Origin of the sequence: Pseudonocardia kongjuensis, assembly GCF_039526905.1 — a bacterium.
Classification (GTDB): Bacteria; Actinomycetota; Actinomycetes; order Mycobacteriales; family Pseudonocardiaceae; genus Pseudonocardia; species Pseudonocardia kongjuensis.
This window is the reverse complement of sequence record NZ_BAAAJK010000003.1, coordinates 1-23,356: the sequence shown is the minus strand read 5'-3', so window position 1 is coordinate 23,356 and position 23,356 is coordinate 1. Positions and strand designations below refer to the sequence as shown.

General features: G+C 73.0%; 16 protein-coding genes and 1 tRNA gene. 7 read left to right on the top strand and 10 right to left on the bottom strand.

Translation table 11 applies throughout. The features are described 5' to 3' along the window. Positions 1-414 precede the first annotated feature (414 nt). Positions 415-4,815: a MobF family relaxase gene (gene mobF / locus ABD160_RS03135; protein ID WP_344018081.1), complete on the top strand. Its 4,401-nt coding sequence runs from the start codon at positions 415-417 to the stop codon at positions 4,813-4,815. 639 nt (positions 4,816-5,454) lie between these two features. Here mobF and ABD160_RS03130 read toward each other — a convergent pair. Beyond that, positions 5,455-6,501, bottom strand: coding sequence for a hypothetical protein (locus ABD160_RS03130; protein WP_073577573.1), 1,047 nt, complete (start codon positions 6,499-6,501; stop codon positions 5,455-5,457). 1 nt (position 6,502) lies between these two features. Then, positions 6,503-7,165: a hypothetical protein gene (locus tag ABD160_RS03125; protein WP_125911259.1), complete on the bottom strand. Its 663-nt coding sequence runs from the start codon at positions 7,163-7,165 to the stop codon at positions 6,503-6,505. A gap of 429 nt (positions 7,166-7,594) precedes the next feature. Here ABD160_RS03125 and ABD160_RS03120 point away from each other — a divergent pair, with 429 nt between their 5' ends. Then, the gene (locus tag ABD160_RS03120) at positions 7,595-8,980 is read left to right on the top strand and encodes an AlbA family DNA-binding domain-containing protein (RefSeq protein WP_073577575.1); all 1,386 of its coding nucleotides are present in this window, start codon (positions 7,595-7,597) and stop codon (positions 8,978-8,980) included. Between the two features lie 232 nt (positions 8,981-9,212). On the opposite strand, the gene ABD160_RS03115 is transcribed toward ABD160_RS03120, so the two are convergent. From ABD160_RS03115 to ABD160_RS03100, 4 genes are all read right to left on the bottom strand, one after another. Beyond that, positions 9,213-10,646: a tyrosine-type recombinase/integrase gene (locus ABD160_RS03115; RefSeq protein WP_073577577.1), complete on the bottom strand. Its 1,434-nt coding sequence runs from the start codon at positions 10,644-10,646 to the stop codon at positions 9,213-9,215. A 93-nt stretch (positions 10,647-10,739) separates the two neighbouring features. Then, positions 10,740-10,812 (bottom strand) — tRNA-Arg (locus ABD160_RS03110). Positions 10,813-10,852: 40 nt separating this feature from the next. Beyond that, the gene (locus ABD160_RS03105; protein WP_344018079.1) at positions 10,853-11,854 is read right to left on the bottom strand and encodes an ABC transporter substrate-binding protein; all 1,002 of its coding nucleotides are present in this window, start codon (positions 11,852-11,854) and stop codon (positions 10,853-10,855) included. A 9-nt stretch (positions 11,855-11,863) separates the two neighbouring features. Beyond that, a complete protein-coding gene (locus ABD160_RS03100) occupies positions 11,864-12,604 on the bottom strand; it encodes a TetR/AcrR family transcriptional regulator (RefSeq protein ID WP_344018078.1) in 741 nt (246 codons plus the stop codon). A 111-nt stretch (positions 12,605-12,715) separates the two neighbouring features. Between ABD160_RS03100 and ABD160_RS03095 the strand changes: the two genes are divergently transcribed. Further along, positions 12,716-14,512 (top strand): CPBP family glutamic-type intramembrane protease, encoded by a 1,797-nt coding sequence (locus ABD160_RS03095; RefSeq protein WP_344018077.1) that lies wholly within the window; start codon positions 12,716-12,718, stop codon positions 14,510-14,512. Between the two features lie 34 nt (positions 14,513-14,546). Here the strand turns inward: ABD160_RS03095 and ABD160_RS03090 are convergent, their stop codons facing one another. From ABD160_RS03090 to ABD160_RS03075, 4 genes are read right to left on the bottom strand one after another with little or no spacing between them, the layout of a single operon-like run. After that, complete coding sequence (locus ABD160_RS03090; RefSeq protein WP_344018076.1) at positions 14,547-15,641, bottom strand: SDR family oxidoreductase; 1,095 nt, start codon at positions 15,639-15,641, stop codon at positions 14,547-14,549. Beyond that, on the bottom strand, positions 15,638-16,435 hold the full coding sequence (gene ppk2, locus ABD160_RS03085; protein WP_344018074.1) for a polyphosphate kinase 2: 798 nt from the start codon (positions 16,433-16,435) through the stop codon (positions 15,638-15,640). The genes ABD160_RS03090 and ppk2 overlap by 4 nt, the downstream gene beginning before the upstream one ends. 8 nt (positions 16,436-16,443) lie before the next feature. After that, positions 16,444-17,151: an SGNH/GDSL hydrolase family protein gene (locus ABD160_RS03080; protein ID WP_344018073.1), complete on the bottom strand. Its 708-nt coding sequence runs from the start codon at positions 17,149-17,151 to the stop codon at positions 16,444-16,446. Between the two features lie 21 nt (positions 17,152-17,172). Next, positions 17,173-17,877, bottom strand: a complete 705-nt coding sequence (locus ABD160_RS03075; RefSeq protein ID WP_344018072.1) for a mycothiol-dependent nitroreductase Rv2466c family protein — start codon at positions 17,875-17,877, stop codon at positions 17,173-17,175. 94 nt (positions 17,878-17,971) lie between these two features. Here ABD160_RS03075 and ABD160_RS03070 point away from each other — a divergent pair, with 94 nt between their 5' ends. The 4 genes from ABD160_RS03070 (at position 17,972) to ABD160_RS03055 (ending at position 23,051) form a co-directional block, all read left to right on the top strand. Further along, positions 17,972-18,667 carry a response regulator transcription factor gene (locus ABD160_RS03070; protein ID WP_344018070.1) on the top strand — a complete coding sequence of 232 codons (696 nt, stop codon included), beginning with the start codon at positions 17,972-17,974 and terminating at the stop codon, positions 18,665-18,667. Beyond that, complete coding sequence (locus ABD160_RS03065) at positions 18,664-20,145, top strand: sensor histidine kinase (protein ID WP_344018069.1); 1,482 nt, start codon at positions 18,664-18,666, stop codon at positions 20,143-20,145. Before ABD160_RS03070 ends, ABD160_RS03065 begins: the two co-directional genes overlap by 4 nt. Before the next feature lie 863 nt (positions 20,146-21,008). Beyond that, entirely contained in the window at positions 21,009-22,361 is a 1,353-nt protein-coding gene (locus tag ABD160_RS03060) for a trypsin-like peptidase domain-containing protein (protein WP_344018068.1), read from the top strand. Between the two features lie 198 nt (positions 22,362-22,559). After that, complete coding sequence (locus tag ABD160_RS03055; RefSeq protein WP_425563576.1) at positions 22,560-23,051, top strand: MogA/MoaB family molybdenum cofactor biosynthesis protein; 492 nt, start codon at positions 22,560-22,562, stop codon at positions 23,049-23,051. Positions 23,052-23,356 lie beyond the last annotated feature (305 nt).

Here is a 23,356-nt window from a genome sequence, read left to right as displayed (position 1 = left end):
CCCTCCCCACCGTCCGGGAGCTGGAAGACCTCGCCCAGGTCGGCCGGGGCACCGCCGCCCGAGCCCTCCAGCAGCTCCGCGACACCCCGCAGCAGGCGCCGAGCGGCCTGCACCTCGTCCCCGACGAGCCCCAGAACAGGACCCAGCCATGAACCCGAGCAGCCTGACCAGCAGCGGCCACGCCGAGACGAGCAGTACCAGCAGCGAGAGCGAGCAGAAGACCAGAACCGAGAGCGACTACACCGATCAGACCAAGAACACCCCAAGATCAAGAGAGTCACACCGAGGCATCACGATCCGAGGGGGCGGGCCGGCCTCCGGCCGGCCACGCCGCACCCCCACCGCTTCCGACTGTCCGGCGGCCGTCGCCGACGGCTCTGCAGCCGTGTTCATGATCGTTCGGGGGTGGTCGGGGTGTTGAGGATCGCCACCGGCTACTCACCGGACTACCTGCTGAAGGAGGTCGCGACGGGGCGGGAGAACTACTACACCGGCGCCGTCGCCGAGGGCGAGCCCCCGGGCCGCTGGTGGGGTGCGGGGGCCGAGCAGCTCGGCCTCGCCGGCCTCGTCGACGCCCAGGACATGCGCGCCCTCTACGAGCGGTTCCTCGACCCCCGCGACGCCGGGTTCGGTGATCCGTCCCGGTGGGACAGCGTCCCAACGCTGGGACACACCGGACGCAAGTACCTGTCCGAGGACGACCTGTACGCGGCAGCGTTGGAACGGGAGCCGGATGCGGCGGCGGAACGCCGCGCCGAGCTCCGTACCGAGGCGGGTAAGGCGGCCCGGCACAACGTCGCCTTCCTCGACGCGACGTTCTCGGTGCAGAAGTCGGTGACGCTGCTGCACACCGCGTTCGAGGCCCGCGAGGTCGCCGCCCGCCAGGCCGGGGACGAGGCCACCGCGGCGGCGTGGGGCGAGTTCCGCCAGGCAGTCGAGGACGCGATCTGGGCGGGCAACAACGCCGCGCTGGCTTACCTGGAGGACAAGGCCGGGTACGCCCGGGTCGGGCACCACGGCGGAGCCGCGGGCCGTTGGGTCGATGCGCACGCGTTCACGGTCGCGTCGTTCTTCCAGCACGACTCCCGTGACCGGGACCCGCAGCTGCACATCCACAACGCGATCCTGAACCGGATCCAGGGCCCGGACGGGGTGTGGCGAACCCTGGACTCCCGCGCGATCCACCGCTGGCGCGCCGGGGCCGGGGCGGTGGGGGAGCGCACCACCGAAGAGCGGCTGGCCGCGACGATCGGGACGCTGGTCGCGACCCGCCGGGACGGGAAGTCCCGCGAGGTCGTCGGCGTGTCCGCGGAGGCGATGTCGCTGGTGTCGAACCGCCGTCACGCGGTGACGGCGAAGGCGGCGGAGCTGATCGAGGCGTTCGAGACCCGCTACGGCCGCGCCCCGAACGGGGTCGAGCGCGACCGGCTGGCCCAGCAGGCCACCCTCGCCACGCGGGCCGCGAAGTCGCACGACGGGGAGACCCGCGGGGACATGCTCGACCGGGTCGCCGCCCGGTTGCAGTCCGATATCGCTGGCGGGCTGGCCGGGATCGCCGACACCGCCCTGGCTGCCCGCCGAGACGGCGTGACCCCGCAGGCGTTCAACCCGCAGGCCGTGATCGAGATAGCCCTGGAGGATGTGGCGTCGCGCAAGTCGGGGTGGACCCGCTCGGATCTGGTGCGGGCGGTGAACGCGGCGTTGCCGGACTACCTCGGGGTCCCCGACGGCGGTGACGTCGCGGTGCTGCTCGATCAGATCACCGACCACGCTCTCGTCTACGCGATCGCGCTGGAGTCCGAACGACCCGGGTCCGGGCTGCTGCCCGACGAGCTGCGCGTGGCCAACGGCGAGTCCGCCTACATCGCCCCGGGCGGGCGGGTCTACTGCACCCCCGACCAGGTCCGCTCGGAGCGGATCCTGCTCGCCGCCACCAGCGCCCGCGACGGCGCCGCCCTGACCGGGGCGCAGGCGGAGCGGTTCCTGCGCACCCTGCGCAGCGAAGGCCTCGAACTGGGTGTCGACCAGGCCGCCGCGGTGCGCGGGATCCTCACCTCCGGCGCCCGGGTCGAGACCCTCGTCGGCCCCGCCGGGACCGGGAAGTCCTACGTCGTGGGAAACCTCGCCCGCGCCTGGACAGACCCTGACCTACGCCCGCCCGGCGGGCCGGGCGGTGGTGCGGGGCGGGTGTTCGGGCTGGCGACCAGCCAACGCGCCACCGAGGTCCTCACCGCCGAGGGGCTGACGGCGTCGAACATCGCCCGCTGGCTCACCACCCAGGACCGCCTCGCCGCCGCCCCGGCCGAGCGCCGCACGGTCGACGGTGACGAAGCGTGGCGGCTACGAGAGGGGGACCTGCTGGTGATCGACGAGTCCGGAATGACCGACACCGCCGCACTCGCCGCCATCCACCAGCGGGCCGACGAGGCCGGGGCGAAGCTGCTGCTGGTCGGGGACCACCGCCAGCTCGCCGCGGTCGGCGCCGGCGGCGGCATGGACCTGCTCGCCACGGCCGGGTCCCGCTACGAACTCACCGACGCCCGCCGGTTCAGCTCCGAGTGGGAACGCGACGCGTCCCTGCGGCTGCGTGAGGGCGACCAAACCGTGCTCCGCGCCTACCACCAGCAGGGTCGCCTGCTGGACTCCGGCACCCGCGAAGACGCCGAGACCTCGGCGGCGCGGGGCTGGCTGGCCGACCACCTCGCGGGGCGGCGGTCGCTGCTGCTGGTCGACACCAACGAGCAGGCAGCCCGCCTCTCCAGCTCGATCCGCGCCGAGCTGATCCGCCTCGGGCGAGTCACGGAGGCAGGGGTTCGGCTCGGGTTCGACGGCACCACCGCCGGGGTCGGGGACCTGGTCGAGGCCCGCCACAACGCCCACCACCTGGCCGGGTTCGAGGGCAACCGCCGCGGCCCGCACAACCGCGACCTCTACCGAATCACCGCGGTCCGCGACGACGGCACCCTGGAGGTCACCACCGACACCCACGGCGGCGGCGTCGACTCTGCCCACGGTCCGACCGTCGGGGCCCGCTTCGTGCTGCCCGCGACCTACGTGAGCGAGCACCTGGCCCTCGGCTACGCCGGGACGACCCACGCCGGGCAGGGCGCCACCGTCGACACCACTCACACCGTCGTAACGCCCACGACCCGGGCGAACGCGCTCTACGTCGGGATGTCCCGCGGCCGCGTTCGCAACACCGCTCACGTCACCACGCGAGTCGCGCCGGAGGACCCGGCCGACGGCACCGCCGCCCGCCACGAGTTGCACCGCGACCCCGTCGCTGTCCTCGCCGGAATCCTCGACACCGCCGACCAGGCCATCGACCGGTCCGCGGTGGCGATCGCGACCGAGTCGGCCGAGGAGGCCGGGAGCGCGCGGACGGTGGTCGAGCTGCTCGCCGACGCCGCCCAGCTCGCCGCGACCGAGCGCACCGCCGCCTCACTGGACCGCCTCGTCCACGACGGCACGCTCACGACCGAGCAGCGGGCTCGGATCGCGGCCGAGGACGGCACCGCCGCCCTGACCCGGGTCCTGCGCCGCGCCGAGCTCGCCGGACTCGATCCGCACGCCGTGCTCGCCGAGGCCGTTGACCGCGGACCGCTCACCGGGGCGCGCAACGTCAGCAACGTCGTCTACTCCCGCATCCGCGACCAGCACCGCCTCGACCCACTCGGGGAACGCTGGACGGACTGGATCCCCCAGACCGACAACCTCCAGTGGAGCAGCTACCTTGACCGGCTCGCCGTCGCCGCCGACCAGCGTGCTGACGACCTCGGCGCCGCCGCGGCCGTCGAGCCGCCCGCGTGGGCGTTCCAGGCGTTCGGCGACGTCCCCACCGACCCGATGGCCCGGCAGCGGTGGTGCGACGACGTCGGACGGGTCGCCGCCTACCGCGAGGTCCGCGGCCACGACGACCCGACCGACGCACTCGGTCCGGCTCCGAAGCCCGGGCAGGTGGAGGAGTTCGCGGCCCACCGGGCGGCGTGGCGGGCTCTTGGGCGGCCCGAGATCGACCGCGAGCACCTGGAGCTATCCAACGGACAGCTCCGCATCCGAGTCCGCGCCTATGACCGCGAACTGGCGGCTGCGCCCCGCTACGTCGCGAACGAACTTGCAGGGACCCGGCAGGCGGCTGAGGCCCAGCGGCAGGACGCCGCGGTCACCCGAGCCGCCCTCGACACCACCCCCGACCCGACCGAGCGGAACCGGCTCGCCGAGCGCGCAGCCGGGGCCGAGGCGATGGCCGCGCTGCTGGAGCAGCGAGCCACCCAGCTCCAGGAGATCGACGACGCCCGCGGTGCCTGGCTCGCCCACACCGCACAGACCCGCGTGCAAGCTGAGTTGTCCAAGGCCGAGTTGTCCGCCCGCGACGCCGCCGACGACCCCGACGACCGAGTCACCGCAGCGGAGTGGAAGGCCGCCCACGACGCCGCCCTCTCCGAGGACGAGCAGTACCGGGAGATCACCGAGAACGACATCCACGACCAGGCCCCCGACGACCGCAACGCCTTCCTGGACGAGCAGCAGAACGCCGAGACGGCCGACAGCCGTCGCGACGACGTCCGCGAGATCGCCGACGCCCGCCCGGCCCCAGTGCTGGAAGACGCGGTGCGAGTGCCCGAGGCCGCCGAGACGACCGACTACCTCGACCACGCCGGCCGGATCCTCGACGAGATTCGCTACCGCGACACCGCCGAGGATGGCCAGGAGGAACGAGCCGGACTCGCTCGCTCGCATACCGAGCAGCACAGCGAGTTCGACGACGTCGCCGACGGGTTCGACGAGCGGGAGCTGCCCGACAGCCGGTGGTGACGGATGGTCGGTGGCGGGAGCTATCCCGCCACCGACCATCCCTCGACGTCAATCGGCGGCGTTCCCTCACCGCGCCAGGCCCACCGCAGCGTCGCTCGCGCGCCCTCAGCCCAACCGGGCTCCCGCTCCGCCCGACGAGGATGCAGCTCCTCGAACCGCTCCGCGGCGAGGTACTCGGCCTCGATCAGCTCCTCGTACGCCGACGCCCGCGTGCGGGAGACCGGCGCCTCCGCGGGGTGCGGCCGGCCCCACGGCGGTCGATAGATCGCGCACGCCAACCACATGCACGTCGCGACCACCGCCGCGGCGTACCAGTCGAGAACACCCCGCTTGGACTGCTCGAACGACCGCCGCTCCGCGGCTGCCCAGACAGCCGCGAGATCCCCTGGTGGGACCCGAAGGTTTCCCGCCGGGATCCGCGCTACCTGCTCAGCAGTCGCCACCATACAACTCAGGGTGACAGCAACCACCGACAGCAACACAGGCGCGGCCTGCTCGTCGGGAGCCGGACGGAGCCCCGTTTCCGGCCCTGTGGGAGCCGTCTGCAGGCTCTCGGCCCGGCACTTGCCGGCCCTGGTTCCGCTGTTCCGGGCGACGGAGTCTGATTCACGATCAGCGGGCTCGCCTATTGAAGCGGCGCTAACCGACCCCAAAGCCGGGGATTTTGAAAGCCCGCCGCCAGGTCCACCCGTCGCCGGGTGCGTCGACGTCTTCGCACACCGCGACTACCTCGACCACGACGTCCGATTCTCCTCGTGGCGGTTCGAGGTCGACGACGATCTCGCGTTCAAGATCGCGAACCATCCGGGACCGTTCACCCCCTGACACCGTCGCTGCGATGCCCTCGCGCGGTTTGAGCACGGCGACGTCCAGGGTGACGTACTGCTGCTGGGGGCCGCTCGTCATCGTCACAACGATCGGGTGTCCGGGCTCTCTCACGCGCCCGTGCTTGATGATGAAGTCCGGCCGGTCGCGCGGATCCACCGGTAAGGTCACGTTGTCGCTGTGCGCGACGACTGTGTTGCCGCTCCCGGTGGTGGTGATCGACTTGTCGACGGTCGTTCCGCCGCCTCGCTCGACCTCTGCCCATGTGGCCTGCTTGGTTACGTTCCCGTCATGGTCGATCACGCAGATTCGCCCGGCGTCAGTGAGTCGAACCCGGATGGGGATATCGCTGCCCCACGCGCCGGGCCCATCGACGAGGCCCTTGGCGACGAGCAGACGAACTGCCTCGGACATCAGCTTCTCGTCGATCTGGTAGTTCGCGATGAGAGACCGCGGAGCCTGAAGGAACTTCTGCGGTGTCGGCTGCTGGCTTTCGACCGGATATAGCCAGAGCAGGAACGCCCGCGCCACGATCTGAACGGTCGGCTTCTCGCCGGCGCTCGGCGTCGCAGCCTCCTGCTCTACCCATCCGTCCTGCTCGACAACCATGAGGCGACCCGCGGTGGTCAGGGCAAGCCTGACGGGGTACGGGACCTCGTCGACCTCAGGGCCCTCGATGAGCTTCCGGTCGTGGAGCCACCGGACCGTGCGGACGAGTTCGTCGTTGCCAACGCGCTCGCCCCCGATCTCGCCCCCTGCTGAGGCGAGGAAGTCCTCAACGAGGGGGTAGCTGCCGTCCTCCTCATAGAGCCACCGCAGGATCGCCCGGGCGACGGCGTTGCGCCGCTCCTTCGGTTCCACGTCAGGCCGCCATGCCGATGAGCGGGAGGAGGGCGTCCATGAGCCTCTGCGCAAACTCGGCGCCGACCGCCGTGCCGAGGAACATGCTGAGCACGGAGTGAAGCTTCTTCGCGAGTTTCGCGATGCGGCCGGGTTCGGGCTCGCCCTCCGCGGTCTCGGCGAGCACCTTCTCGGCGGCGGCCCGAACGTCGGCGGCCTCGTCCTCGTCGATCTCGTAGGTGCCAAGTCCGGCGAGCGCCTGCTCCGCAACGTTACGGAGGGTGTGAACCTTCTCCATCGTGCTGCGCTGCTGCTGGCTGATGTTCGAGCTGAACGCCGAGACCTGGTTCTGGTTCCCTGTGACGGTGACCGGCTGGTTGACGTAGGTCACGAGTCTGCTCGCCTTCCACTTCTGCACGTCGGCGTCGTAGTCGAGGACGCAGGAGAACCCGTCCGGCGTCAGCTCCGCGGGGTTCGGCTGCGGCTCCCCGAACGAGACCGGTCCGTCGACGAGGCCCCGTTGATGCAGTAGCTCGACGACGTCCTCAAGCTCGTCTGGTGTGACCTGCTGACCGTTGACGAGCGACTCCCCGTTCGTGAGGAAACCGTGGTTGGGGGGTGAGGTCCGCCGGTTCTGATACGACCACTGGAGGAACGCCTGTGACACGGCGTCGATGCGGTTCATGCAGATCACCCGTCTGATCGTCCGTGGGGAGCGGAACTCCAGGAAGGCTAGTGGACGGGGCCGACGGAAAGTGACGACGTTGCCACAGACGGGCGTTCCGGCAGCTCGGGGCAGGAGGCGATGTCCCTGTCGCTCAGGCGGTGGATGAGTACGTACCGCAACGTCTGCTCGATTCGCCTCGTCATCCGCGAGCAGCGCGCAATTCTGAAGACCGCGTTCTGACGGCGGACGCCGTCGCGTGCCTGGCGGTGTGCTGGCCGCGCCGCCGGGCAGACGCACACCTCGCTCGCTTGAGGAGTCGACCGGTCATCGACGGGGTCCGTCTCACCGCGGCAGCTGCGGCCCGTTCACCCGATCGAGACGAACCGGTGGTCGACGGATAGCCCTCTGAGCTGCGGAGAGTCAAGCGCGAACAGGAACACTCGGAGGGTGGCATTCTCGATCGACACGTCGGCGCCGTTCCTCCGGCCGAGCCAGCTCGAGGCGCTCGTGGTCGCCGTACGCGACGAGGCGGACAAGAACGACGAGCACGACTGGGTGGAGTGGAAAAGCACCCTCGATCTCACGATCGCCGCCGACCGCTGGCACCTTGCGAAGCAGATTCTCGGCTTCTCTAACCGTGCCATCGCTACGTCGAAGCGGCACGCCGGGGGCTACAGCTATGTGCTCGTCGGCGTCGAGCCGGGCGCCCTGGCGGGCGTGACCACTATCGACAACGCGGACCTGGTGAACCCCCTTAACCGGTGGGTCGGTCCCGCGCGGTGGTCGCCGGAGCAGGTGGTGGTCGACGGCAAGACCGTCATGGTGATCGTCGTGGACCCTCCGCAGCCGGGCGACGACCCCTTCACCCTGCGGAAGGCATACGACCAGTTCAACGAGGGTGCCATCTTCGTGCGGACGCCCGGCCGGACAGACAGGGCGACCAGCGCGCAGATCACCGACCTCATGGCGCGCGCCCGGGCTGGTACGGCTGTCGTGCAGGTCGTTGTGAGAGCCGAGCCCGCCACGGTCGAGTTCGGCCCGGCTTACGACGCGCAGCGCGCGCAGGAGTGGCTCGCGGAGAGACGAACTGAGCTGATGCTTCCTAGCCGGTCGAAGTGGCCGGCCACGAAGCCCTCGCCGTACGCCGCGCTCAGGCAGTTTGACCGGGGTCTCGTCATGCCGGCTACGTCGGTCTACGGCCTGGGTGAGCAGCCCGACAAACGCACCGAGGAGGACTACGAGCGGGAGGTCGAGGAGTACCTCGCCAAGGCGGAAGAGACGGTGAGAGACCACCTTTTGCATCAGCGGTACGAGTCCGACGGCGCCACATTGAGGCTGGTCGTCGACAACCCGACGGACCGCAACTTTCAGAAGCTGGTCGTCACGGCCCACGTCCACGGCGATGTCGTGAAGTGGCCGTCGAGCGTTGGGGTCCGGGTATACGCCGCGCCGAATTGGCCCGCTGTGCCGGCCGTACTGGGCACGCCGCGGAAGTTGCCCGGCATCGAGAGGCTTCTAAACCCCGCCGCGCTGTATCCAAGGGCGGCGGACCGTGCGATCGTCAACCCCATCCCGCGCTTCGAGATTGAGGACACGGGGTCGGTGACCATCACCTACGCCGCTGTCGATATCCGGCCGCGGACCCCGACTGCTCTGCCCGCCGTGGCCGTTATGGTGAGGGAGCCTGCGGGCACCATCCTCCGCGTGGAGTGGACCGCGACCGCCGAGAATGTGGACGGGAAGATCGAGGGCGAGCTGGGGGTCGAGGTCGTGTCGCAACCCGACTACTACGCGTCCCTGCCCGGAGGGCCCGGAGCTGCCCGCGGTCAGTAGACGAGGTCGGGCTCGAGCGGCGGCACAGGTACGGCGGCGTCGGATCGCCGTCGATGTGCTTGACGGCGGCGCGCTCGCGCACCCACCGCGCCACGACGACCCGGGCGGAGTGTTGGCAAGCACGTTGGTTCGCCCTCCTCGACGTCGCGGAGCCCGCCGCCCCGACGGGGAGCTTGTTGGCGAGCGCGTCCGCAATCTCCGAGGGGGTCGTGGTGCTCGACGATCTCACCGGTTACCGAACAGTCGTGTGAATCCGTCTTGGTCCAATGACCACCGCTCGGCGCCCGCGAGAGACCTCGACCAGCCCCTCCTCTCGGAGGAGTGAGACGGCACGATGCGCGGTCCCAACCGCGCAAGAGTTCGCAACGGCGAGTTCGGCCATCGTCGGTAGGAGCGCTCCCGGCGGAAGGCTGCCGTCCTGGATCTGCTGACGGAGCGCGGCAGCGAGCAGCTCGTACGGCCCCGATCGCCGCACTGCAGGCTTCGGCTGCGGGAGCACCGTGGCGATCGTCGCGGCGGCTCGCCGGTCGGCCTCCTCGACCCACGCCGCGTACACCCGCAGGGTCGTCGCGCCGCCGCTGCCGTGCCCGAGTCGACCGGCGACGGTCCGGATGTCGACCCCGGCCGCGACCAGCTCGGTCGCGGAGTAGTGGCGGAGCGAGTGAAGTCTTGTACTGCGCAGCTTCAACCGGACGGCGAGCCGCCGGTAGCGTTGACTGATCGCGCGGGGCGCGTAGGGCGTCCGCCCGTCGGGCGAGGGTGAGAACACGAACCCTTCGGCCTCGAACTCGACGCCCAGCGCGGCCAGTCTGCTGATCCAGAGGTCCCGTTGGGTGCGCAGCAGCTCGACGGTGTGCGGGTCGAGTGCGACCCGGCGCTTGCGGTCGGTCTTGGTCGACTTCTCGACGACGCCGGCCTTGGACTGGGTGTTGCTGCGCTGCACCCAGACGGTCGCGCGGTCGAGGTCGACGTCGTGCCAGCGCAGCGCGGAGATCTCGCCCCGGCGGGGGCCGATGAGCATCGTCAACCAGAGCAGCAGGCCCCACTCCGGGTCGCGCCATGCCTCGTTGAGGATCGCGGCGGCCTCGTCGGCGCTGGGCGGGTCGGGCTCGGCCTTGCTCGGTGCCGGGGCCTGGGCGATGGCGGCAGGGTTGACGCCCAGGTGGCGCCAGCGCACGGCCCGGTCGAGCGCGGCCCGGAGGATGTAGTGCACCTTGCGGGTCGTGCTGGCGCTCAGCGGCCGGCACTCGTGCCCGGGTCGAGGGCGGCCGGTGCAGAGCGTCCGGCACCGCTGGAGGCGGGCGTAGAAGCGTTCCAGTAGCTCGGCGTCGAGCTTCCCGGCCTGGAGGTGGCCGAACGTGGGCAGGACGTAGAGCCGGATCAGGTCGTCGTAGCGCTCCTGGGTCGTGGGCTGGAGGTCGGCGACCTCCAGCCACTGCGCGACGGCCTGGCCGACGGTGATCGAGGACTTCGGTTGCTTGTTCTCGTCGACCTGGCGCTGGAGCTTGGTCAGTGCCTTCTTGGCCTCGGCGTGGGTCTTGCAGGTCTCCCGGAGCTTGCGCTTCTTGCCCGTCAGCGGGTCGATTCCGGCGAACACCTCGGCGCGGAACGAACCGCTCGGCAGCTCCTCGATGTAGCCGCGTGACCTGCGCTTCTGCGGGGGCATGGGCGGACCGTAGCCAAGTTTGGCCCCACGAATGGCCCCACGGCCGTCTGTCGTTCGCGATCGCGAACAGCGTTTCCGCTGGTCACGGTGTAGTGCCCCCGGCAGGATTCGAACCTGCGGCACCCGCTTTAGGAGAGCGGTGCTCTATCCCCTGAGCTACGAGGGCCTGCGGAGAGCCTACCCGCCCCCCTCCGCCCCCCGGGCGATCAGGGCGCCGGCGCCGCCCACTGCCCGGCGAGCGAGTCCAGGACGGCCGCGTAGCCCTGGTAGCCGAAGTAGCCGACCGACTCCTGCGAGTTCAGCCGGATGACCCGTCCCGCCCGGACGGCCGGGAGGCCGGACCACAACGGGTTCCCGCTCAGGGCGCTCAGTGCGGCCTCGCCGTCGGCACCGGAGTTGGCCATGACGATCAGGGTGTCGCCGTTCACCTCGCCGAGGAGCTCCGGGCCGACGGTGACGAACAGGTCCCGGTAGGGCTCCCCGGCGAGCCCGGTCGTGTCCGGGACGATCCGGCCGCCGGCGTCCTGCAGCCACCGGGTGACCGAGGACGCCTGCGGACGGTAGACCCGGATCTGGTCGCCGACCCCGAGCACGGCCGAGACCGTGCCGATCTCGCCGAGGGCGGCGATGCGCTGCGCGCGCAGGGCGTCGAACTCGCCGATGATCGTGTCGGCCTGCTCGTCCCGGCCGACGGCCGCGGCGATCGCGCGCAGGCTCGGCTCGGCGTCGTGGACGTCGATGTCGACGGCCACGGTCGGCGCGATCCGGGACAGCGCGTCGTACTGGTCGGCGATCCCGTCGGTCCAGCCGAGGAGCAGGTCCGGCTGGAGTGCTGCCACCGCCTCCAGTCGCACCTCGTCGGAGCTTCCGGCGGTGGGCAGCACGGTGACGTCCCGGGCCAGGTCGGCGACGACGCCCGGGAACTGCGAGCCGATGATGCTCTCGTGGGTCAGCGCCCCGACCGGCTCGATGCCGAGTGCGAGCAGGTGCGGCAGGGTGCCCCGGCGGTCGATCGCGACGACCCTGGCCGGGGCCACGGGCACGTCGGTGACGCCCAGGGGGTGCTCGATCCGGCGTGACGTGGCGCCGCCGGGTGCTCCGGTGGTGCCGCCGGCGCACCCGCTGAGCAGGCCGGCCGCGGCCAGGATCACGAGGAACTCCCGGCGGGTCGCGGCGGTGCAGACGGGTGGCGCGCACTCGATCATCATGTGTCGAACTCAGGCGAGCCTCGTCTCCGAGAGGCGTGCGATCCGCAGCTCGACCCCGTCCAGCAGCCAACCCAGCCCTGCCTCGAAGGTGCCGACGGCGGTCGGCGGCTCGCGGAGCGTCTCGATCCCCGGGAACCGGCCGGGCTCGGGGCGGTGGGTGGCCAGGAACGCCTCCTGCGCCGAGCCCCAGCTCCGCCCGTCGGGATCGGTCCACGCCCGGGCGCGGTCCTCGGCGATCACCAGCGGGACGTGCCCCCGGACGTGCCCGCTCACCGCCTGCACCACGGTCAGCGCGGCGTCGCCGTCCAGCCCGGTGCCGTCGAAGACCCGGATCGCCGAGTCCGTCCAGGCGAACGCGTGCGGCCCGACGAACCGGCTGTCGTCGATCTCGACCAGCCACGGGTGCTCCCGGAACCCGGCCATCTCCTCGGCCGCCCACGCCTCGGTCCGCTCCCGCCAGCTCCCCGGGCGGGTGTGCGGCAGCGGGATCCGGCCGATCATAGTGTCCGCCATCAGGGCCAGCAGTGCGGCCTTGTGCGGCACGTAGGTGTACAGCGTCGCCGCGCCGACGCCGAGGCGGGCGGCGACCCGGCGCATGGACAGCGCCTGAACGCCCTCCTCGTCGGCGGCCTGCATGGCGGCGTCGACCAGCTGCTCGACGGTGAGCTGGTGCCGGGGGCCGCGCTGCGGCCGGCCGAGGCCGTTCCACAGCAGGTCCAGCACGACCCGCTCGTCCCCGTCGGTCCCCACGGGCTCATCCTTCCGTCGTTCCGCGGACTGTGCCTATCCTGTACTCGAACACTGTACGGAGTATCGGGGGGCGTCATGGCAGGGCCGGTCCGCACGCGCGAACGACCATGGGTGGGGACGGCGGCGGTGCTCGCCGCCTTCACCGTGCTCGCGGCGGGGGCCGCAGTGCTCGCCGGTCACCTCCCGGGTGGCGACGACGGCGTCCCCGGCCTCGCGGTACGCGCCGGCGCCGGTGTCGTCGTCGCCGCGATCGTGCTGTGGGCGGGCTCCCGGTTCCTCGGCCGGGCGCCGGCGACCGCGCGGGCAGGGTTCGCCGTGGCCGCGCCGGCGCTGGTCTGGTTCGCCGCGATCACCCTGGTCGCGGGGGCGGCGCTGCTGAGCGGGTCGGCCGAGCTGGACCGCGCCGCACTCGGCTCCGCTGCGGTCGCGGCGCTGACCGTCGCCCCGCTGCTCGTGCTCGCCGCCGCGCTGCCGGAGGAGCTCGTCTTCCGCGGGTACGTCCAGCACGTGCTGGGCAGGCACCTGGCCCCGATGTCGACGATCGCGGCCCAGGCCGCACTGTTCGCCGTGTGCACCGGATTGGTCACCCGGTCGGCGGCGGGCCTGACCGGGGCCTTCCTCACCGGCGTCTTCCTCGGCTACCTGCGCCAGTTCACCGGAGACCTGTGGGGGGTGCTGGGGCTGCGCGCGGCGATGACGGTGAGCACGGTCTTCCTCGGCGCCGCCGGGTTCGTGTTCACCCGGGCGCCCGCGGTCTGGAACCTGGCGCTGGGCGTCGGCGCCGCGCTCTGCGTCCTGCTGGTGGCGGTGCTGCTGCACCGCCGGAACCCCCGGCCGGTGTCGGAGCCCGGCGACGCGGCACCGCGGCCGCGCACCGGCCTGAACCAGAAGGGGATCCTCTACGACGTCGGGTCGAGCTACCTGCCCGGCCAGCACTCCCGCGCCCGCTGGCGTCCGGACGTGGTGCGCGAGGAGCTCCGGGTGATCCGCGAGGACCTGCACTGCACCGCGGTCTGCCTGTTCGGGGAGTCCCCGCAGCGGCTCGAGGAGGCCGCGCGTGCCGCACTCGACCAGGGCCTGTACGTCTGGCTGCAACCCCGCCGGTTCGACGCCCCGGTGCCCCGGGTGCTCGACAACCTCGCCGAGGTCGCCGGCATCGCCCAGCGGCTCCGGGAGGAGCATCCCGACCGGGTCGGGCTGAACGTCGGCTGCGAGATCAGCCTGCTGCACCGCGGTGTCCTGCCGGGCGGCCTGGGTGCGCGGACGGTCGGGCTGGCCGTCGTCAGCGCGATCTTCCCGCCGTACCTGGGCCGGCGGACCAACCGGGTGCTCCGTCGCATGGTCGCCGTCGCCAGGGAACGCTTCGACGGCCCGCTGACCTACGGCGCCGGCACCTGGGAGTCCGTCGACTGGCGCCCGTTCGACGTCGTCGGGGTGAACCACTACACCGACGTCATGACCCGCTCCGGCTACCGGCAGGGCCTGCGCCGCGCCGCGTCGCACGGCAAGCCGGTGCTCGTCACCGAGTTCGGCTGCTGCAGCTACGACGGAGCCCAGGCCAAGGGCGGATCGGGCGCCGACATCATGGACTGGCGGGACCTGGACGACCGCCGGATCAAGGGCTCCCACGTCCGGGACGAGCAGGTGCAGGCCGACCACATCGAGTACCAGCTGGACGTGTTCGAGACCGAGGACGTCGACGGCGCGTTCCTCTGCATGTTCATCGAGGGGGACTGCCGCTGGTCCCCGGACCCCACCCGGGACCAGGACATGGCGAGCTTCGGCATCGTCCGCCCGCCGTCCCGGGAGTCCGGGCTCGACGCCGACGACGGGCACTGGGAGCCGAAGGCCGCGTTCCACGCGCTCGCCCGCCGCTACGGCGCCGACGTCCCGGCCGGGTCGCGCTGACGACGGACCGGGCGTGGCATCCGGTGGCTGCCGCTCACACCATCGCGGCGCTGCCCAGCCCCGGATTGCGCTGGAAGAACGTGACCATCGCGTCCACGTGGTCGTCGAAGGCCGGGCACCGCACCCCGACCTCGCCGAGCAGCGCGGTGGTCGCCGCGACGTCGTAGCGGGTGGGATGGGTGAGGTAGTCCAGGGTGCTCGACGGCACCCGGAACAGCCGGCCCATCCCGGGCACGCGGTCGATCGCGAACGCGGCGAGCCCGGTCGGCATCGGCACCGTACGGAGCCGCTTCCCGAGCCGGTCGGCGAACACCTCGCACATCCGGGTCACGGTCGGCGGGTCCGGCTGGGCGAGCGCGACGGTCCGGTTCAGCGCGCCGTCGTGCCCGGCGAGCGCGGCGATCGCGTCCACCACGAAGTCCGACGGCACCAGGTTGAACTCGGTGCGCGCGGCCCGGCCGGGCAGCGGCACGGCCGCCGTCGCGCCCTGCCGGGCGAGCAGCTGCAGCAGGTAGTACGGCCCGTCGAACTTCTGGGTCGCACCGGTGACCGAGTCGCCGACCACGATGGACGGCCGGTACACGGTCACCGGCAGGCCGGCGTCGCGGGCGCGGGCGACGACCCGTTCGGCCTCGTGCTTGGTGTGGTCGTAGTGGTTCGCGAACGGCTGGCCGAGCTCCAGGTCGGTCTCGGCGAACAGGCCGTCGTACCGGCCGGAGACGTAGCAGGTGGACACGTACTGGAGCCGGCGCAGTGCCGTCGCCGCCTGCGCGAACGCCACGACGTGCCGGGTGCCGACGACGTTCACCCGCCAGGCGAGATCGGCCGGCACCGACAGGTCGTAGACGGCGGCCAGGTGGAAGATCTCCAGCGGCCCGCCGAGCAGCCGGGCCCGTTCGTCGTCGGGCAGGCCGAGACCGGGCACGGTGATGTCACCGACGACGAGATCGGTGCGGCCGGCGACCGCCGGGTCGTCGCGTTCGATCCGGGCCAGGGTCGCGCGCGCCTGGTCGGCGAACCGCTCCTGGACCAGCGCGACGGCGCGGGCGCCGGGCGCCCGGCGCAGCGTCCGGGGGAGCAGGGCCGACCCGAGGAACCCCGGGAAGCCGGTGAACAGTACGGCGCTCACAGCAGGGTGGCCGCGTGGTCCGGGACGTCGCGCTGGACCTCGCGCGGCGGGCGTACGTAGTTGCCCGACGGCGGCCGGTCCGGCAGCGTCAGTACCTTGCGCTCCACCGGCTCCCACGGCACCGACGACAGCAGGTGGTGGATCATGTTGATCCGCGCGTTGCGCTTCTGCTCGGCCTCCACGATCCACCAGGGCGCGTGCTCGGTGTCGGTGTGCACGAGCATGTCGTCGCGGGCCTTGGAGTAGTCGTCCCAGCGGGTCATCGACTCCAGGTCCATCGGCGAGAGCTTCCACTGCTTCAGCGGGTTCCCCAGTCGCTCGGCGAACCGCCGGGCCTGCTCGTCGGAGCTCACCGAGAACCAGTACTTCCGCAGGTGGATGCCCTCGTCGACGAGCAGCTGCTCGAACACCGGGGCCTGCCGCAGGAACAGCCGGTACTCGGCCTCGGTGCAGAACCCCATCACCCGTTCGACGCCGGCGCGGTTGTACCAGGACCGGTCCAGCAGGACGATCTCGCCGGCCGCGGGCAGGTGCTCGACGTAGCGCTGGAAGTACCACTGGGTCTTCTGCCGCTCGGTCGGCGCGGGCAGCGCGACGATCCGGCAGAACCGCGGGTTGAGGTACTGGCTGACGCGCTGGATGGCGCCGCCCTTCCCGGCCGCGTCCCGCCCCTCGAAGACGACGACGATCCGCGCGCCGGTCGCCTTGACCCATTCCTGCATCTTCAGCAGCTCACCCTGCAGGTGCAGCAGCTCCGCCTCGTACACCTTGCGCGGCAGCTTCTCGGTCGCCATCGGACCACCTAACCAGAGCGGCGCGGCCGGTACCCGGCGCGACGCAGCGCTTCGGTGAAGACCTCGGCGATGGCGGCGTAGCCGCGGTCGTTCGGATGGAACCGGTCGGAGGCGAGCTTGCCGCGCCAGTGCCGGGTCCGCGGGTCCCGCAGCTCGGCGAGCACCAGCCCGCGGCGCCGGACGGCGTCGTCGATCAGGCCGTTGACCTGTAGTGCCGCCGCGAACGTGCCGGGCTGGTTGCCGATCACCGTGCCCCGCGGGAGCCGGTCGAGCAGCCGCGCGTACCGGTCGCCGATCCCGTCCTGGTGCCGCGGCTGCATCAGGTCGTTCGACCCGATCAGGCAGACCAGCAGGTCCGGGCGCAACCGCAGGGCGGCCGGGAGCTGGCGGTCCAGCACGTCGTCGACCCGGGCGCCGTACTGGGACAGGTTCACCAGCCGCCACCGCTCCCCGAGCGCCGGCGCGAGCCGGCCCGCCCAGCCGCCGTCCGGCGTGGTGGCGCCGATGCCCTGCGCCATCGAGTCGCCGAGCGCGATCCACAGCGGACCGGTCCGGCCGAGCGCGGTCCGGTTGTGCGCCTCCCAGAACTCGGCGTAGGGCTCGATCTGGCCCTGCACCCGCCGGATGCCGGGCAGCACCCGGGAGGCGAGCGTGATCAGCCGCCCGGGCGGGCGGCCGGTCCGGTTCGAGAAGCCGAGCTCACCCGGGTCGGTCACGGACGCCAGTGAAGCAGAACCTCAGCGCACGGTCGTCTCGCCGCGGGCGATCCGCGCGGTGAGCGGGGTGTCCGGGAACGAGCGCAGGCCCCGCTTGAGCTCGGCGAACCCGGGCCAGGTGGCGAGGGTGAACACCGCGTCCCACAGCCGCAGCGCGTCCTCGCCGAACGGCACCGTGTCGATCACCGGGCCGAACAGCGCCGGCCCGTCCGGCGGGGAGAACGACAGCACCGGGGTGCCGACGTCGTCGCCGCAGCGCCTGCGGACCTCGGCGACGTTCTCCCGCAGCCCGGCGTCGAGCCCGTCGTCGTGCGCGGCGTCGGCGAGCGCGGGGGACAGCCCGTAGCGCTCCAGCACCGGACGCAGGTCGCGCGGCTGCGCCATCACCTGCATGACCGGGTTGAAGCCCTCGCCGTCCGGTGCCTCGGTGTCCCACACCAGCTCGCCGAACCCGGTGTAGAGGTCGCCGACCACCTCGGGGCCGTGCTGCGCCTGCGCGGCCGTGATCACCCGCAGCATCTCCAGCCCGCGCCGGTGCGACTCGGGATAGGCTTCGGAGACCGCCAGCCGCTCTTCGTAGGAGATGCCCTCGTTGAGCAGGGCGAGCGGCAGCGGACGCCAGCTCACCGCGATCTCGCGCTGCCGGCCGACCTCCACCACCCAGCGCGAGGTGACCCAGCAGAACGGGCAGATCGGGTCGAAGAAGAACTCGAACTCGTCGGTCATGACGCACGACTACCCGCAGGACCGGCGGGTAGACACCCGCTCCGATCAGCTCCCGCTCAGACCGCTCTCAGGGGACTGGGCGAGACTGGGCGGCATGCGCATTCTGGTCGTCGACGACGACAAGGCGGTCCGGGACTCGCTGCGCCGGTCGCTGGCCTTCAACGGCTACCAGGTCGCCCTCGCCGAGGACGGCCAGGCCGCGCTGGACATGATGCTCACCGACCGGCCGGACGCACTCGTCCTCGACGTGATGATGCCGCGGGTGGACGGGCTGGAGGTCTGCCGGCGGCTGCGCAGCGCGGGTGACGCGCTGCCGATCCTGGTGCTGACGGCGCGGGACGCGGTGTCCGACCGGGTCGCCGGGCTCGACGCGGGCGCCGACGACTACCTGCCCAAGCCGTTCGCGCTGGAGGAGCTGCTGGCCCGGCTGCGCGCGCTGCTGCGCAGGCGGACCCCGGAGCAGGACGACGACGGCGGGGCGAGCGCCGCGCTCACCTTCGCCGACCTGTCCCTGGACCCGGACACCCGCGAGGTCACCCGGGGCGGCCGGTCGATCAGCCTCACCCGCACCGAGTTCTCGCTGCTGGAGCTGCTGCTCGCGCACCCGCGCCGGGTGCTGACCCGCGCCCAGATCCTGGAGCAGGTCTGGGGCTACGACTTCCCGACCAGCGGCAACGCGCTGGAGGTGTACGTCGGCTACCTGCGCCGCAAGACCGAGGCCGACGGCGAGCCGCGACTGATCCACACCGTCCGCGGCGTCGGGTACGTGCTGCGGGAGTCGCCGCCGTGAGCGGGCTCCGGTCGCAGATCAGCGCGTCGCTGCGGCTGACCCCGACCGAGGAGCGGGCCGAGCGGTGGTGGCGCCGGACGCACGGCGCCGACGAGCGCGAGCGGTTCACCCTGCGCGCCCGGATCGGGATCCTGGCCGCGCTGGTCGCCGCGGCGATGGTGCTGATCGTGTCGATGGCCGCGTTCCTGGTCGTCCGGCAGAACCTCACCAGCTCGCTCGACGAGAGCCTGCGGCAGCGCGCCTACCTGGCCGCGCAGAGCGACCTGATCAACCCGCAGCTGCTGGCGACGCTGCCGCCCGCCGTCCTCGGCGCCGCCGACCTGCACATCGCGCTGCTCTACTCCTCGGGCGTCTACACCTCCGCCGACGAGTCGTCGATCCCGCCGGTCGGGGAGCCGGAGCTGGCCGTGGCCCAGGGCGGCCCGACCCAGCCCGGGCGCACCGAGTTCCTGGACGGCGTCCCGTACCGGGTGGTCGCCGTGCGCGCCGACGAGGGCCGCGCGCTCGTCATCGCCCAGCAGCTGGACACCATCACCAAGGTGGTGACCCGGATGGGGACCGCGCTGCCGCTGGTCGGGCTGGGCGGGGTGGTGCTGGCCGCGCTGGCCGGGGTCGCCGTCGCGCGGACCGGGCTGCGGCCGGTGCAGCGGCTCACCGCCGCCACCGAGCGGGTCGCCAACACCGGCGACCTGCGCCCGATCCCGGTCGCCGGGTCGGACGAGCTGGCCCGCCTCACCCAGTCGTTCAACGCGATGCTCGGGGCGCTCGCCGCCTCCCGCGAGCAGCAGCGCCGGCTCGTCGCCGACGCCGGGCACGAGCTGCGCACCCCGCTGACCTCGCTGCGCACCAACCTGGAGCTGCTCACCGCCGCCGACCGGCCGGACACCCCGGACCTGCCCGCCGACGACCGGGTGGAGCTGCTCGACGACGTCCGCGCCCAGGTCGAGGAGCTCTCCCACCTGGTCGGCGACCTGGTGGAGCTGGCCCGCGACGACGCGCCGACGATGACCACCGAGGCGCTGGAGCTGAGCGAGATCGTCGAGCGGGCGCTGGCCAGGGTGCGGCGCCGGGCCGGGGAGACCGAGTTCGACGTGCACCTGACCCGGTGGATCCTCGACGGTGACGCCAGCGCGCTGGAACGGGCCGTGCTCAACCTGCTCGACAACGCGGTGAAGTGGAGCCCGCCCGGCGGCCGGGTGCGGCTGTCGATGGTCCCGATCGCCCCGGAGTGGATCGTGATCGAGGTCGCCGACGAGGGCAACGGCATCGCCGCCGAGGACCTGCCGCACGTGTTCGACCGCTTCTACCGGGCGGACACCTCGCGGACGATGCCCGGATCCGGGCTCGGGCTCTCGATCGTGGCGCAGGCCGCGGCCCGGCACGGCGGGGAGGTGCGCGCCGGCAGCGCCCCCGAAGGCGGCGCGCTGCTGTCGATGGCGCTGCCGGGCCGGTACGTGGCGGAACCCGACAGCCCATAGCCTGGTGGGGTGACGGCCCGGTGGCGGGCCGTGCAGGCGACGTGACGGACGGTGGACGCATGGCCCAGGAGAACCCGCCCGACGAGAGCCCCGGGACGGACGGCTCGTCGGGCCCGGAGGGTTCCGCGGGCACGGCCGGCGCGACCGGCCAGGACGGGACGCGGGATCGGGCCGGCGCCGAGGGGCCCCCGGACGCCGGGGCGGACGCCGGGGCCGGTGACGGCGCGGGTGCTCCGGACGGTGACGGCGCCGCGGGCGGACCTCCCGCCGGCAGTCCAGGGAGCGGCGCCGGAACCGTGTCGGACGCCGATGCCGGTGCCGCTCGGACCGGCGCCGATCCTGTTCCGGGCGAGCACGCCGGTGCTGAACGTGCGGACCACGCGGCTGCCGCGGGTGGCGCGGGCTCGGACCGTGGGGGCGCCGCGGGCTCGGACCGTGCGGGCGCCGCGGGCTCGGACCGTGGGGATGGCGCGGGCGAGGACCGTGCAGGTGCCGTGGGCGAGAACCGCGTGGCTGGCGCGGGCGAGGACCGTGCGGGTACCGCGGGCGAGAACCGCGTGGCTGGCGCGCGTGACGATCGTGCGGTTGGCGCGGGCGACGGCCGTGCGGTTGGCGCGGGCGACGATCGTGCGGGTGCGGGTGCGGGTGCGGGCGCGGACCGTGCGGGTGCGGCCGGCGAGGACCGTGTGGGTGCCGCGAGAGAGGACCGTGCCGGCGCGGTTGGTGAGCACCGTGCCGGTGCCGCGGGCGTGGACCGTGCCGGCGCCGTGGGCGCGGACCGTGCCGGCGCTGCGGCCTCGGACCGTGCCGCTGCCGTGGGTGCGGACCGCGCGGGTGTCGTGCCGGGGGACCGTGCCGGAGCTGTGCCTGCGGACCGGACCGGTGCCGCGTCCGACGAACCTGCCGGCGGTCTCCCGCCCGGCCAGCACGACCCGGACCGGACCGCCGCCACCGGCGCGGACGCGGATCCGCCGACCGACCGCTGGGAGGTCCCGGCCAACCCGTGGGCCCGCCCCGGCGCCCCGCCCCCGGAGTACCCGGGGGAGCGGTACCCGACGTACCCGGCGCCCTACGGGTCGGCGCACCATCCCGGCACGGCGGCCTACCCGGCAGACCAGCAGCCCTACCCCTATCCGACCGGGGTGGCCCAGCCGCCGCCGAGCCGGCCCCGCCGCACGATCGCGCTGATCGTCGGCGGGCTCATCCTCGCCCTCGTCGCGGGCGCGATCGGCGGGGCGATCGGCGCGGACATCTCCCGCTCGTCGGCGTCCGGCGGCGGGGTGCTCGCCGATCCGGTGCCCGAGGTCGAGTCCGACCTGCCGATGACCCCGGTCGAGGCGGTCGCCGCGCGCGTCCTGCCGAGCGTGGTGCAGCTGCGCGTCGAGGGCGGCGCCGGCAACAACGGCGGCCGCGGCGAGGGCTCCGGCATGGTGATCAGCGACGACGGCCTGATCCTCACCAACAACCACGTCGTCGAGCCCGCCGCGGCCGGCGGGACGCTGCGCGCGGTCCTGCAGGACGGCCGGGTCGCCGTCGGGTCGATCGTCGGTCAGGACCCGCAGTCCGATGTGGCGCTGGTCCGGATCCAGGCGGCCGGTCTCGTGCCGGTGGAGCTCGGGAACTCCGACGGCGTCCGGGTCGGCCAGCAGGTCACCGCGATCGGCTCGCCGCTCGGCCTGGGCGGCTCGGTGACCACCGGCATCGTGTCCGCGCTGGACCGCGCGGTGAGCGTCGGCGGCGAGGCGGGCAACGAGTCGACCGTGCTCAACGCCATCCAGACCGACGCCGCGATCAACCCGGGCAACTCCGGCGGCCCGCTCGTCGACATGGAGGGCCGGGTCGTCGGCATCAACTCGGCGATCGCGACGGCCGGCCCGGGCGGCGGCTCGATCGGCGTCGGCTTCTCGATCCCGATGAACCAGGCGCGGCGGATCGCCGACCAGCTGCGCAACGGCGGCCCGGCCACGCACGCCGTGCTCGGCGTCGAGGTCACCGACGATCCGCAGCTCGGCGGCGCGCGGATCCAGACGGTGACGCCGGGCGGCGCGGCCGAACAGGCGGGCCTGGTCCCGCAGGACCTGGTGGTGCGCCTCGGCGACCAGCGGATCTCCACCGGGACGGACCTGCAGGCCGCGGTCCGCTCCCAGCCGCCCGGGGCCTCGGTCGAGCTGCAGCTGCAGGACCGGACGGTCCAGGTGACCCTCGGCGAGCAGTGACCGGACGGGTCCGGGCGGGTGGAGCGACCGGGATCTCGTTGACGTGTGAAAGACCGACGTGATGGGCTGACGGGGTGTTCGGTGGTGCCCCGTCGAACGCGAACGGAGCGTCGTGCCGGTGCGGGTTCCCCCTCTCCGTACCGGCACGGCCTCCCCCCGGGACCGTGCCGGGCGCGGCGTTAGGGTGACGGGATGGAGATGTCGGATCCGCAGATCGGTCGTGCCCTCGTGGTGATCGTCGACGACCGGGTGAGTGCCGGTGAGCGGTCCGACGCCACCGGGCCGCTGGTGACCGAGTTGCTGGAGGAGGCGAACTTCGTCGTCGACGGCGTGGTGAGCGCCCCCGGCGACGTCGTGGCCATCCGCAGCGCGCTGAACACCGCCGTGATCGGCGGCGTCGACCTGGTGGTGACGGTGGGCGGGACCGGCGTCTCGCCGCGCGACGTCACCCCGGACGCGACGACCGGTGTCCTCGACCGGCCGGTGCCGGGCATCGCCGAGGCGATCCGCGCCTCCGGCCTGGCCGCCGGAGCGGTCGACGCCGGGGTGTCCCGCGGCGTCGTCGGCGTCTCCGGCAGCACGCTGGTGGTGAACCTGGCCGCCTCCCGCGCCGCGGTGCGCGACGGCATGGCCACCCTCACCCCGCTCGTGCCGCACGTCATCTCGGAGCTGTCCGGCCTGGACGCCTGACCTCGGCGCGTCGCACCCCTTCACTCACCGAGATGCAGCTGAGCGGGCTGCGAAGATCGACAATTCCCGCTGGTCTGCATCTCGATGGGCCAAGGGGTGCGAGGTCGGGCGGCGCGGCCCGGGCCGGGCCGCGTACCGCGCCGCGTACCGCGCCGCGTAGGGCAATGCCGTGTAGGGCCTCCGCGCCCCGCGCTGCGTAGGGCCACATCGCCGCGCCGCGCCGCGCCGCGCCGCGCCGCGCCGCGCCGCGCCGCGCCGCGCCGCGCCGTGCTGGGCCGTCCCGCGCCGTGCTGGGCCGTGCCGTG